This is a genomic window from Lancefieldella sp. Marseille-Q7238 (genome assembly GCF_949152215.1).
Taxonomy (GTDB): Bacteria; Actinomycetota; Coriobacteriia; order Coriobacteriales; family Atopobiaceae; genus Lancefieldella.
Genome location: NZ_OX424407.1, coordinates 1368320 through 1381564, shown reverse-complemented (window position 1 = coordinate 1381564; position 13245 = coordinate 1368320). Strand labels below are relative to the sequence as shown.

The 13245-nt window shown below is 52.2% G+C and carries 14 protein-coding genes; 2 read left to right on the top strand and 12 right to left on the bottom strand.

All coding sequences use genetic code 11. The features are described from left to right. Window positions 1-15 precede the first annotated feature (15 nt). The 5 genes from QM016_RS06305 to QM016_RS06285 all read right to left on the bottom strand — a co-directional run bounded on the left by QM016_RS06305 (window position 16) and on the right by QM016_RS06285 (window position 6140). Window positions 16-933 (bottom strand): 1-phosphofructokinase family hexose kinase, encoded by a 918-nt coding sequence (locus QM016_RS06305; RefSeq protein WP_282711242.1) that lies wholly within the window; start codon window positions 931-933, stop codon window positions 16-18. A gap of 149 nt (window positions 934-1082) precedes the next feature. Next, complete coding sequence (locus tag QM016_RS06300; protein WP_282711240.1) at window positions 1083-2615, bottom strand: PTS fructose transporter subunit IIBC; 1533 nt, start codon at window positions 2613-2615, stop codon at window positions 1083-1085. Window positions 2616-2815: 200 nt separating this feature from the next. Then, entirely contained in the window at window positions 2816-3790 is a 975-nt protein-coding gene (locus QM016_RS06295; protein ID WP_051113114.1) for an ROK family protein, read from the bottom strand. A 14-nt stretch (window positions 3791-3804) separates the two neighbouring features. Then, entirely contained in the window at window positions 3805-4806 is a 1002-nt protein-coding gene (locus tag QM016_RS06290; protein WP_016477366.1) for a D-alanine--D-alanine ligase, read from the bottom strand. 2 nt (window positions 4807-4808) lie between these two features. Continuing rightward, complete coding sequence (locus QM016_RS06285; RefSeq protein ID WP_282711237.1) at window positions 4809-6140, bottom strand: PLP-dependent aminotransferase family protein; 1332 nt, start codon at window positions 6138-6140, stop codon at window positions 4809-4811. Between the two features lie 221 nt (window positions 6141-6361). Here QM016_RS06285 and QM016_RS06280 point away from each other — a divergent pair, with 221 nt between their 5' ends. Next, complete coding sequence (locus QM016_RS06280) at window positions 6362-7915, top strand: carboxypeptidase M32 (RefSeq protein ID WP_282711235.1); 1554 nt, start codon at window positions 6362-6364, stop codon at window positions 7913-7915. A 102-nt stretch (window positions 7916-8017) separates the two neighbouring features. Continuing rightward, window positions 8018-8446 (top strand): large conductance mechanosensitive channel protein MscL, encoded by a 429-nt coding sequence (gene mscL / locus QM016_RS06275; RefSeq protein WP_282711233.1) that lies wholly within the window; start codon window positions 8018-8020, stop codon window positions 8444-8446. 156 nt (window positions 8447-8602) lie between these two features. On the opposite strand, the gene QM016_RS06270 is transcribed toward mscL, so the two are convergent. From QM016_RS06270 to QM016_RS06240, 7 genes are all read right to left on the bottom strand, one after another. Then, window positions 8603-9589: a type I phosphomannose isomerase catalytic subunit gene (locus tag QM016_RS06270; protein WP_282711231.1), complete on the bottom strand. Its 987-nt coding sequence runs from the start codon at window positions 9587-9589 to the stop codon at window positions 8603-8605. 9 nt (window positions 9590-9598) lie between these two features. Further along, the gene (locus tag QM016_RS06265) at window positions 9599-10249 is read right to left on the bottom strand and encodes a lipocalin family protein (RefSeq protein WP_282711229.1); all 651 of its coding nucleotides are present in this window, start codon (window positions 10247-10249) and stop codon (window positions 9599-9601) included. After that, window positions 10230-10787 carry a hypothetical protein gene (locus tag QM016_RS06260; RefSeq protein ID WP_016477372.1) on the bottom strand — a complete coding sequence of 186 codons (558 nt, stop codon included), beginning with the start codon at window positions 10785-10787 and terminating at the stop codon, window positions 10230-10232. Before QM016_RS06260 ends, QM016_RS06265 begins: the two co-directional genes overlap by 20 nt. Before the next feature lie 103 nt (window positions 10788-10890). Then, window positions 10891-11370 carry a hypothetical protein gene (locus QM016_RS06255; protein ID WP_282711227.1) on the bottom strand — a complete coding sequence of 160 codons (480 nt, stop codon included), beginning with the start codon at window positions 11368-11370 and terminating at the stop codon, window positions 10891-10893. A 92-nt stretch (window positions 11371-11462) separates the two neighbouring features. After that, a complete protein-coding gene (locus QM016_RS06250) occupies window positions 11463-12086 on the bottom strand; it encodes a TetR/AcrR family transcriptional regulator (RefSeq protein ID WP_282711225.1) in 624 nt (207 codons plus the stop codon). 199 nt (window positions 12087-12285) lie between these two features. Further along, window positions 12286-12537, bottom strand: coding sequence for a hypothetical protein (locus tag QM016_RS06245; protein WP_016477375.1), 252 nt, complete (start codon window positions 12535-12537; stop codon window positions 12286-12288). A gap of 98 nt (window positions 12538-12635) precedes the next feature. Then, window positions 12636-13076: a helix-turn-helix transcriptional regulator gene (locus QM016_RS06240; protein WP_282711222.1), complete on the bottom strand. Its 441-nt coding sequence runs from the start codon at window positions 13074-13076 to the stop codon at window positions 12636-12638. Window positions 13077-13245: the final 169 nt, after the last annotated feature.

Genomic DNA, 13245 nt, shown 5'->3' with positions numbered 1-13245 from the left:
GCTCTGCTCGCACACTTACGCGACCACGGAAACATGAATCTGCCGAGCAATTTCATCTACGAGCGCAAAGTCTCCAAGGCCGGCGCTCATGGCAACGTTTCCGCCGGTAGCCATGGCGCGTGTCAAAGCGCCCTCAACATTGCGGCGGTCAGCAAGCCACACGGAAAGAAAGCTTGCCAAAGTCGCGTCGCCAGCGCAGGCCGTCGAAAGCACCTGTACCTGAGCGGCATTGGCATGCCAGATATGCCTCCCGTCCGAGAAGTACGCGCCCTCGCCACCAAGCGTCAACAGGATATTTTGCGCGCCTCTTTGATGAATCTCGCGCAGCGCCCTCACCACGTCAGCTTGATTGCAGACGTTAACTCCAAAGATGGCGGCAACCTCTTCATCGTTGGGCTTAATCAAAAGCGGCCGGCGCTCAACCAGCTCAGCCAGATGAGGATGGGAAATATCCAGAATAAACTCAGCGCCCTTTTGCGCACATACGTCCACGAGCTCGTCATAAAAACTCGCGTCCATCTCAGGCGAAAGCGACCCTGACACCGAAAGCACCTCAAGGTCATCGGCGGCACGCAGCAGTTCAAGCATTTCCTCCTGGCGAGCACGATTCACGGGAGCACCCGCATTGGGGAACTTAAGCTCGCCTTTTGGCGTGGTCACAAAAACATTCACGCGCGTGATTCCTTCAATCATCACCGGTTTGACCGGACAGATTTTAGACGCTTTCCCTATGATGTACTCTCCCGAAAATCCACCAAAGAATCCCATGATTACACTGGCAACGCCATAGTGTTTCAGCGTAAACGAAACGTTCAGGCCTTTGCCGTTGGGCGTATAGACCGCATCGGTCGTGCGGTTGACACGGTCATATGAGAGCTCGCCGGCATTGACGTTCATGTCAATGGCAGGGTTTGTCGTAAGCGTATAAATCATCGTGGTCCTTCTCGCCAGCTTAGCGCACGCATGCGAAGCGCTTTCCCTAAAGAAAAGGCCCGACGACACGCGCCGGGCCCGTTCGTATCGATGCGTATCGTACGACGTTTTACGCATCACGACAAGACTGAATTATCGGGCGAGAAGAACTACCCCTCCACAACCTTATTGTCATTTTTCTTGTACTCCGCAGCTTTGAACGCTACAAAGAGAATGCCGCCGACAACGGCGCCGATAAGGATAGCGAGCACCCACATAAGGCCGCCGTCGACAACAGGAAGCACGAGGAAGCCACCATGAGGCGCGGGATCGTGCACGCCAAAGAAGATGGTGAGGATGGCGGCGATGGAAGATCCCAGCATCATGATGGGCATCACGGGCCAAATATTTTTGGTCATGAAGGGAATGGCTCCCTCTGTAATGTGCGTGCAGCCCAAAATGAAGTTGACCAGGCCGGCGTTGCGGTCAGATTCCGTAAAGTACTTTTTGCCCACGATAACCGCAAACGTAGTAATCAGCGGCGGAACGATGCAAGCGGCGGAAACGGCGGCCATAAAGTTGGTGCCAAAGTTATAGGTTGGCGTACCAACGCCCGCGGTCAAAGCTTCGGTCAAAAGCGCAGTGCCGGTCACATATGCCGCTTTATTGACAGGGCCACCCATGTCAAAGGCGCACATGCAGCCAATGGCCAAGCCGAGCACAATGGGGCCGGAATTGGCAAGGCCACGCAGGAAGTTCATCATACCGGTATTGATGCTTGCCATAGGACCGGAAATGCCCAGCATGATGAGGCCGACAACAAGAGTCGAAAGCAACGGATACAGGAAGATTGCTTTCAGACCGTCAAGGTTCTTCGGAAGAAACGCCAGCGCCTTCTCAAGTCCCACAATGACATAGCCGGCTACAAAGCCACCGACGATGCCGCCCAAAAATCCAAAGCCGACACCAGCGCCGGCCGGATCAATCATGTTTGTAGTGGGATTGATTGGCAATCCTTGAATGGCAATCATGCCGGCTACAAAACCCGGTACGAGTGCCGGTCTCTTGCCGATGGACTCTGCAATGTAGGCTGCCAAAACAGGAACCATAAGGTTCATAGCAATGCCGCCGATAATCTTGAGCATGGCGGCGAAGCTGTTGTACTGAGCACTGGTAGAGTCAAACGAATAGATGCCCCACAAGAATGAAACGGCTGTCAGCACACCGCCGGCCACCACAAAGACCAGCATGTGAGAAACGCCGTTCATAAGATGCTTGTAGATGATATGACCCACGGACTCTTTTTCAGTTGCAGAAACCTCAGCAGCATTGCCGCCGTTTACGACGTCGGCTTCGTTAAGGTCTTCAGCGAGAGAACCCGTCGGCTGCGCCGCAAGTGCACGATCAATGAGGCCGCCCGCATCCTTAATGGCCGCGGTGACGCCGACATTTACCATCGGCTTGCCGGCAAAACGCTCAGCCTGAACGTCCTTGTCGGCAGCCACCACTACCGCCTTCGCGGCTCTAATCTCTGCAGGCGTCAGTTCGTTTTCGATGCCAACCTGCCCGTGTGTCTCAACCTTAATGGTGAGTCCCTTTGCTTTGGCAGCTTTCTCTAATGCCTCCTTGGCCATAAAGGTGTGCGCAATACCAGTCGGACAGCCCGTTGCTGCCACAATGTCATACGTTGACACGTCTGCCATGTTTTGCGCTCCTCTCATAACAGGTACCGGATAGCTAAAAGCAACTTCAGGCCCTCACCCGACCGGTACGATTTAACCTGTCCTCATACTAAGCCCGAACACCCCTTGAAACAAGCTTCACTCTGCACGGGACTTCTCGCTCTGCAACGAAGCTTCTCACCCCGCAGCGGGCTCTTTCTCTCACTCTGCAGCGGGGTCTCTCACTCCGCGGCGAGCACTTCTTCACCAAAGCGTTCTTTGCGCAGGCGAAGCGCCTCATATGCGCAGCCATACATTGCCGCCTGATTGCCAAGACTTGCCGCTTCGATACGCACGGGGCGGCTGACGCGCAGCGCGTACTCCTCAAAGCGGGCGCGCAGCTCGGTAGCAAAGGTTGCAAATGAACCGGCGACTCCTCCGCCAATCAGATACATGGACGGGTCGACCACACATGAAACCTGCGCCATGGCGCGCGCCAGATACGAGCACATCTTATCGATAGCAAGCGTCGCGCACTCATCACCCGCGGCATGCGCACGGAACACCGAAAGAGTATCTGTCTCGTGCTCAACACTCACAGGCGTCACGCCGCGCCTCTCGCACTCCTCGAGGTACAGGCGAACAATGCCCTTCGCAGACGCGTACTGCTCAAGGCAACCATGACGACCACAGCCGCACGTTTTAGGCTCTTCGGGTTCAACCGTAATGTGACCAATCTCGCCGCCCGCTCCAAACGCGCCTGCCACCAGCTTGCCGTTACAAACTACCCCCGCGCCGACGCCCGTGCCAATAGCAATGAGTACGAAGGAGGGCGCACCCACGGCAACGCCCGCCCACGCCTCACCAAGAGCGGCGGCATTGGCGTCGTTGACAAAGGCCACCGTGGCGTTAGGCAGAGCCGCACTGATGGCCTGCACCAATTCTTCGGGATTCAGCTGCACGTTGGCGAGAAAACCGACGGTACCGTCATCGGCAACCGGGCCGGGAATATCCAATCCGCAGGCGATAACGTCTTCCGGCCTGCCGTCTCGGGACGCGACAACCTCTTCAAGCGCGTGGCAAACGGTGCGGTACGCCTCCCGCGAGATAAGCGCAGGCGTTGGAACCTTCTCTTCCGTCAGCAACTCTCCGTCAGGCGTAAACAGACCGATTTTGATGCTGGTGCCACCGATGTCAATGCCGAATACGTACTGCATAGTCTCCCCCATCATCAGTTTCCGCGCGCAAGCGCACCGTTCACCAGGTCAGCAAGGACTTCACGAAGTTCAAATCCTGCCGCCTCAACCGCCATAGGAACCAAGGACGTCTCAGTAAGTCCCGGGAATGTTTTAAGTCCCATAACCATGGCCTTGTGGCCGTCCCAAATAAAATCAACACGCGCGAAGTCGCGACAATCATAGGCGCGATACACTTCACGAGCCGCCTGTTCAAGAGCAATGCGGGCGTTTTCCACATTGCCGCCAAGCGCCGCCAGCGACTCATCACGAGCCGGACAGAAATGGTTGACGCGGGAGGTCTCAAGACGAGCATCCGTGTCGTAGATACCTTCAAGAACCTCAATCTCCACGGGCGGAAGGACCTTCTCGGCACCCGGCGTACCCAAGACGGTAAGGCTGACCTCAACACCTTCAATCCAACGCTGGATGATGACGGAATCGTCGTAGGCAAAGGCCGCCATAAGAGCGCTGCCCAAATCGTCCGGACTGTCGACGCGCGAGAGGCCCATAGCGGAACCGCCGTGCACAGGCTTGACCGCCAGAGGAAATCCCGTACCTCCCCCAAGGCGCTCGGGAATAATGTCCAGCGCCTGAGCCGCTCCCAAGTCTTTGAACGCGCTTGCAGGAAGCACCAGCTGAGGCGGCCACACCACCAGCGATTCTCCCTTATCGTACACACGGCGCATTAAAAACGGCATGTCCGCTTTATTCCAGGCGGCTCGGCAGGACGCGGGTCTTGACCCCACATATGGGATACGCAAAAACTCAAGCAGCGCCGGTACCGCGCCGTCCTCTCCGCCTGCCCCGTGCATGCAAATGAAGGCAACCGCGGGCTTTTCCGCCCGAAGCGTCTGTACAAGGTTGGCATCCGCATCAAGCGTCAATACGTCAAAGCCCGACTCGGCAAGCGCTTCAGATACCAGACGGCCGGAAAGAAGCGAGAAGTTCCTCTCAAACGAGGTTCCGCCCATAATGACAGCAACTTTGGCAGCCACAACTACCTCCTGTTTTGATTGGTCGAATACTTGGCCGAATGCTCAGTTGAATACTCGGTCGAATACGTTGAAACGGTCTCAGGCAAGGCGCCCGCCGCACGAAACGCGCGGTACAGTTCCATGCGATCCTGAACGCAGGACGACAGACGGCAGATTGCCTCATGAATATGGTCGGGCGTCTCAAAGGAATAGCACAGGCGCATGCTTGAGGCTCCGCAACCGTCGGGATAACAATTTGTTCCAGGTACATATGCCACGCCCTTTTCGAGCGCCGCCGGAAGCAGCTGGTTCGTATCAAAGTAAGGCGGAAAGGTAACCCAGAGGAACAGTCCCCCTTCGGGATGCGTCCACTGCACATCCTCTGGGAAGCACTCTTCAAGAGCCGCAAGCATAGCGTTCTTACGCTCACGATAGCGCCTCTTAGAAACTTCAAGCGCCGCCTGCCAGTCCACCTCATTGAAATAGTGCTCCGCCAATACCATGTTAAAGGGACTTGTACACAAGTCCGCTCCCTGCTTGGACAAGTTGATCCGTTCAAGAAAATGGTGCGGCGCCACAATCCATGCAAGACGCAGACCCGGAGCAAATATCTTTGAGGTGGTTCCCAGATAGATAACACTCTCGTCAAGCGCCTTGAGGCGGGTCAGATCCTGACCCTCATAGCGTATCAGTCCGTAAGGATCATCTTCAACTACCGGAATGACAAAACGGTGCGCCAGCTCAAGCAGGCGGTGGCGACGCTCCATGGACATGGTGGTTCCTGTGGGATTGTTGAAGTTGGGAATAACATAGATGAACTTGGGCTTTCTGCCGACGGCGCTCAGCTCTTCGAGCTTGGCCTCAAGCATATCCATTCGCATGCCCTCCGCGTCCATCTCTATACAATGTACGCGGGGCTGATATGCCGAAAATGCCTGAAGCGCTCCGAGGTAGCTGGGACCTTCGCAGATGACGTCGTCACCCGGGTTGAGAAAGACGCGGCCAAGAAAATCCAGCGCCTGCTGAGAGCCGGATGTCAGAACCATATCTTCAGGCTTAGCTTCAACGCCTTGAACCGCAAGGATCTTGCAGACGGCCTGCCTGCATTCCACACGCCCGTCTGAGCTGCCGTATTGCAGCGCTCGCAGACCCTCAACGGTAACGCAGCGCTTAGCGCATTCGGCGACTTCGTCAAGCGGCAACGATGAAATATCCGGCATGCCGCCCGAAAGTCCGATAACATCCGGGCGAGAAATAGCGGCAAACAAATCGCGCACGGCACTTCTGCGCATATGTAGGATACGGTCGGCATAGAGTCCGTCCCACGCGTCAAACGAGATCCTGCTATCGTTCATGAAAGACTCCCCTTATAAAACGCACGCCAACAACGCAGCCCTTCTCGCCAGTCATTCTTGCCAGTCACCTTTTACGCAAGACGTTGTGCACAAGGCGAGAAGTACGATCGAGCCGCCGCGCATTTATCCATCTCGTTAAGTATCGCTCAAAAGAGCGCTCCGGTCGCGTAAAATGCTTGATTATATGTAAAAGGTATGTCAACGCATGTTGAGGAGGATATATGGCTGACGAAAACGGCACCACCCCGTTGAACGCGGCACTTTCCAACCCGCGAGAAGATATCGCTGAGCTGGATAGACTTGAAAAGAAACTCTTCGCGCTTCGGTACAGCACCAGTGAATTAACGTCGTTTGGTCCGTGCCTCGATCCTGAGAAGGCAACAGAAGAGCGCGGAGAAGCCTTGGCAATTCTGGGTGAACAAATACAAGCGCTTTTAGCAGACCCTCAGGTAGGAACGCTGCTTGACCGACTTCATGAAAATCGCGCTTTGCTTGACGAAACACAGCGAGCGCAGGTAAAAATTCTGCGCCGTGACCGCGCGCAGTTGGTGGATGTACCGCCTGAAGTGAAGAGCGATTTTGTGCGCCTTACAACCGAAGCCAACGATGTATGGGAAAAGGCGAAGGCGACCAATGACTGGGATTTGTTCGCTCCGTACCTTGATCGCTTGGTAGAAAGTCAGATCAAAATCGCGCAGTATCGCAATGCCGAAAAAGCTCCCTACGATGTACTGCTGAACGATTTTGAGTTCGGAACAAACCGGGCGTTTTACGATCCGTTTTTTGCGAAAATCAAAGATGTGGTAGTGCCTTTAGTGGCCGATTGCATGGCGTCCAAGCATCAGCCCAGCAAAAAACCGCTTGAGGGAACCTTTGACGCCACCCGCCAATGGAACCTCGCACGTGACATCGTTACGCTGCAGGGCATTGATGAAAAGGCTTTTTGGCTCGGCGCGACCGAACATCCCTATACCGCAGGTCCCGGCATCGGTTTTGTCATGGTAGCTTCACATGCCTACGAAGACGACGTCCTTTCCAACGTCTATTCCATGCTGCATGAAAACGGTCATGCCCTCTATGAACAGGGCGTCAATTGGGACTATCGCTTTACGTCCCTTAAAGGCGGCACCTCAATGGGCATGCATGAGTCGCAATCGCGCTTCTTTGAAAACTACGTGGGGCATTCTGAAGAATTCGCCGAGCCGCTCATAGACCTCATGCGCAAGCACTTCCCAGGCCAGCTTGGCCGCGTGACCGCCTTCCAGCTCTTCTCCGCAGCCAATAAGGTACAGCCAGATCTCATCCGCACCGAAGCCGACGAGCTTACCTATCCTCTGCACATCCTGGTGCGCTATGAGATTGAGCAGGCTCTCATGTCCGGCGAGGTAAAAGCCGCCGATGTCCCGGCGTTGTGGGCGGAAAAGTACCAAACGTATCTGGGCGTCACCGTTCCCGACAATACGCACGGAGCGCTTCAAGACGTCCATTGGAGCTGGGGAGAGTTCGGTTACTTCCCCACCTATGCTTTGGGCAGCGCGTTCGGAGCGCAGTTCAAGCATGCCATGACTGAGGACGGCATGGACTTTGCCGCCGTATGCGCTTCCGGCGATCTTACGCCGATTCGCACGTGGCTTGGCGAGAAGATCTGGACGTGGGGACGGGCCAAGGACTCCGACGAGCTTATCCTGTCAGCTACCGGCGAGCCCTTCGATGTGGCCTACTTTACCGACTATTTAGTTACAAAGTTCTCGCGAATTTATGGATTGTCATCGTAGGCTTTCAACGTTGTCCGATATGATTTTCATGCTGGTCTTTCGGCCGGCATGAAATGTTTTACCCAATGCGGCAATTCGGCTCAATGTAGTAAAGGAGTCTGTATGAAAAAGTTTATGACCGAATTCAAGGAGTTCATTGCACGCGGTAATGTCATGGATATGGCCATCGGCATCATCATTGGCGGCGCTTTCACAGCAATTGTTACTTCCCTTGTCAACGACATCATCAACCCGTTTATCAAGCTGATAAGCGGCGGAGGCACTGAGGTATCGGGTCTCTCTATCCCCGTTCCGGGTACGGAAAACGGCATTGACTTTGGAGCGTTTATTTCCGCAATTATCAACTTTTTGATTATCGCTTTGATCGTTTTCCTCCTCGTCAAGGCTGTCAACAAATTTATGAACCGCAATAAAGAAACCGAAGCAGTTGCCACTCCCGTCTGCCCTCACTGTCTTGAAGAGGTTAAAGATGGCGCCACCCGCTGCCCGCACTGCGCCGGAGAGATCCCTGGAGGAGCTCATGTAGCATAAAGGCTGCCTGCAACAACGCACAACCACCTGCACGATGAGCGTGTTTGGCAGTTCAACACTATGCCCTTCTCGTCAAATCAATTGGCGAGAAGGGCATGTCATTGAAGAAGGTAATTGCGCTATATGCGCTTGCCTGCGTGTGTTGAGCTGCGCGCGTTACCCTTCAGGCACATACGAGGTAATAAGCGTCATCGTGCCAGTTAGAGTCAAATCTCCCGAACCGGCAGGCACGATGAAGTGGCTTCCCCGCGTAAGCGTATGGGGTTTTCCCGCAGCGGACGTTGCAACGGTGCCGTCGCCCTCAATCACGCTGACGCACAAGAAGGGATGAGGCTGCTTCAACATCCTCTCACCAGAAACCACCACACGGTCAACGACAAAGTTGTCGCAGGTCATCAGATTGGTAATACCATCAATCTCCGGAGCGGCCACCTTACCGGAAACGGGCGGTACCAGATCATAGTCAACCACATCAAGGCTCTGTTGAATATGCAGCTCACGGGGCTTCCCGTCAACTCCAAGGCGGTCATAGTCGTACACACGATAGGTAACGTCAGAACTCTGCTGTGTCTCCAGAATAAGCGTGCCACCTTTGATGGCATGAACGGTACCAGGATCAATGCGGAAGAAATCACCTTTGTGCACGGGGATGAAGTTGAGCATATCGTTCCACCGGCCCTCGTCAATCATGCACGCCAGCTCTTTGCGATTATGAGCGCGCTGACCGATGATGATGGTGGTATTAGGTTCCGCGTCAAGCACATACCAGCATTCCCGCTTGCCAAGCGATCCATTTTCATGTTCAGCGGCATACGCATCGTCAGGGTGAACTTGCACGGACAGATCTTCGCGCGCGTCTAAAATCTTAATGAGAAGAGGGAAACGGTCGCCTTGAGCGGCACTAAAGAGCTCACGATGCTCATCCCAGAGCTCGCTGAGCGTTTTGCCCGCAAAGACACCTGAAGCAACAGTACAGTCACCGTTGGGATGCGCACTGATAGCCCAGCACTCACCTATGTCGCCGTCAGGAATGTCATAGCCAAAATCATCCGCAAGGCGACGACCTCCCCAGATTTTCTCGTGAAAAATGGGAGTCAGCACAATGATGTCATGCGAACAATCATGTGTCGTAGTAGTGCTCATGGCTCTTCCTTACTGCTTAAACGCTGGCGGCGCATACACAACGGAAGCAAAATCATCGGGCTTTGCTGAGAGTTGCTTCATTGTCAGGGTATAGGCGGGAAAATCAATGGTAATTTCACCTGAAGACGCATTTCTTATAACGGTAACAGTCTCTTTCCGTTCTTCAGTCTGCAACGGAAATACAATGGAGTTGCCCTGCACGGTCCAGTTGACCTCATACATCAAATCCTCGGCGTAAAAGGTTCCCGTACCATCCGACTTAAACGTGATATAGAATCCCATCTGAGATTCCTTCTGGCGATCCTCCAGCGCTTTTTCATCCATATCCGCACGGTCGGGATCTTTCCAATCAAGATAGGTCGCCTGCCAGGTACCTACGATTTGTTTGTCAAAAGACTGCTCCTTTCGAGAATCGTCTTCCTTTTGGGCATCCGGCTCTTTTTGCGTATCAGGCGTCTTCTGATCTTTTCCTGTTTCTTCCTGCTGAGTCCGCCCAGCGCCATCTTGAGGTTTTTGCACGCCGCCGGAGCAGGCCGACAAGGCCAGCGCTGCTCCGATAAGCATGCAAACAACAAGGAGACCAACACGCGTGGTAAGACCTTTTCTGGCGCCTCTATAAGAGGACTCTGACAAGCGGAAGTTATTTGTTGGAGCTGTCATCATAGTATCCGGTCTTATCGCTTACCTTAGTAAACACCATGGTCATCGTACTGCCATCATCATCGTCTTCAATTTCAAGGGTAATCTCACCGTTCTCGCCGACTGTCGCTTCAATCTTGTCGTCATCGGAAGAGCCATACATAACAAGAGACTTTCCGTCAGTAGTCTTCCACTTGAAATAGGCTGACTCGCTTGTATTGCTATCAGGATCGGGAGTAGTCATCTTGCCGTTTCCATCACCTGAGAACTCGAGCGTAAAGTGCAGCCCACTATCACCTATGAAATCTTGATACTCTTCCTTGGTAAGTGTCTGAGTCTCTCCATTCTCGGTAAAGTCTTCATGATCAAGCTCATAGGTCCCGACCAGGCTAGCGGTGTAATCAGCAGATTTTTCTTCTTTTTTTGTCTCCGTCGTCTTGGTTTCCTGAGAACCGGACTTGGAATCATCGGTAATCTGAGGAGCGAGCCAGCTGCATGCAGACAGTGAAAACGCAAGAGTGACACCAATCAGAGCTGTTACCAGTTTGTTGAGTTTCATTTTTCTCCTCCAAAGGTAGCCGTTCATCGGATAGATACATAAAAAAATAAAAAATGGGGCGAGAAATACTTCTCGCCCCATTATTGTAGCAATGAAACAGCGCTTATTTGGACGAATCCGAATAATAGCCCGGCTTATCGCTTATCTTGGAAAAAACCATCTTGACCGAGGTGTCATCTTGAGACTCCTCTAGAGTAATTTCACCATTGTCCCCTACCGTAGCGGAGACTTTCCCGCTTTCAGAATCGCTTGTAAATGTGATGGTCTTGCCGTCATCCGATTTCCATTTCAAATCGGCTTTTTGAGTATCACCCGTTGCGGTAATCCCCGTCAAAACAGCTGAACCGTCTTCTGAAAGCTCTAACGTTATGTGAATATTGCCCTGTTCAGACAACTGCTTATACTGTTCTTTGCTAATAGACTGGGTTTGCGAACCGTTTTTAAGCTCCATGCTTTCAAGCTCATAGGTGCCCACAAGCGCCTTACCCTTATCTGCGCCACCGCCAACAAGGCCGCTGCACCCCGCAAGGACAAGCGCTAATACCGCAGTCAATACGAGCAGTCCGACTTTCTTTGTCTTCATACAAATCCCTTCATAACCGCGCTTTGTAAAAGCGCTTTTCCCGAACAACTGCTCATATGATATCAAATAACACAAAATCTGTAGAAATAGTTTTAAAATTGCTCGTTCGCCAGAGCTTTCAACCCTCCTTGCGTAAAAACAAGCGCAGAGGCAACGTGCTTCTCGGCCTCTTTTCTGGTCTTGTCATTGCGCAAGATGTCGGTAATGGTGGTCATTTCTGTCTGGGCAAGCCAGTCAATGATAAATTCGTCATAGGGCTCAACAAGCGTTGAATCGGGGTACAAAATCAAACGGATGGTCGCTGAAATAACGTTTTTGAACGCCTCCAAAAACGCAATAACGGAAGGATTTTCCTCGTTGTTGAGGATAATTGTCACCACATGCCGATGGGCGTACATAAGGTCAAAAAACTCACTAAGAGTCTCTGCGTCTCCCATCGGCGAACCAAGTTCATTTCGCACACCTTCTTCTTCGATGCGCTCACGATACTCATCCAGGATTTTAATAGCCTGTCTGGTTACCGGCTGAAGAACGTGTTTGAACAAATCTTCCTTATTGTTAAAGAAGAAGTAAAGCGCACCAGTGGTTACTCCGACACGTAAGCAAATTCTTCTAAGAGAAGCTTTTTCATATCCCTGCTGGGCAAATTCTTCCTCCGCAGAGGCAATGAGCCTCCGCCGCGTATCGCGGCTATCTACCTGTGGTCGCCTCGACATTTGTCGTCTCCTCCAAAAGTCGTAAAATCCCCCTAGAGAAATAGTACCTAACTTCTGAAGGTTTTATAACAAGAAATGAACTATTTCACGTATTTTCACGAATTAAAACATAACGATAACTAATGTTTTTATTTTCTGTTTTTATGGAATTGCGAGCATACTCTGTCAACAAAAGTATTCAAGCAAGACACAGCTCAGTCTACCGGTCCGCCTTCTGTATTCTGCGCGTAAATTCATCGCACACGTTTGTTTTACGGAGGTACTCGTTTCCAAAAGGATCGATAATGGGAACAAACTTATCAATCGTATCTGCAAAATGCTGCGTAATCTCATGATGGTTACGCGGATCGGCAAGCGTATACCCACGCGCGCAGGACGCCTGATACAATCCCACTTCTTTATTCAACTTGAAGCTGCTAAATTCACAATCGGCACAGTGAAGCCCCGGCATTGACTCTCCTCTTTCACAGTAGACACGGCAGCTATCTTTCGCCGTCATTCAGACATGCCACTATACTCCTAGAGTATGTCCTGTTCAATCCTGTTGCCTTAGCACGTCGTTTCGCCGGAAACCTGCTTCAAAGAGACAGTCTCAGCAGCTACAGGCACTAAAGACTCCTGCAAAGACGGCTCTTTTTCAACAAACCGAAAAGGGACGCGATGCCGCTCCAATGCCGCTCTGTCGTCATCGCTCAACTCAATACCCGATTCTTGCAGATCAAGCAGATGCTCAGCCCAAAGCTGATCCATAGTCAAACCAAAGAAATCAGCGATAATCTTTGCCTTGTCAAAGGATGGCCATTTACGGCGCTCAGTGCAGATATATGAGACATATGCTCGTGACCAGTGGGAAAAATCACAAAGATCAACCTGACGCTTACCGGATTCACCAAGAAGCCGTGCAACAGTTCTACCAAGGCCGAGTTCCGTCTTTGTCTCTACTCCTGTTCTGCTCATCTCAGGACCCCCATCTGCAAACTTTAATGACATGTATCTATCATTATCTGTAATGATACTACAAAAAAATCTTGATATATCTATTGTTATGTTTGCAGATAAAATGCTCATTTTTATTGATGTGCTAACACGTTATGAATGAACATAACACTACTTTCATTTGTTGTATTCATAAACAATACATTTTTATATGAGAATATTC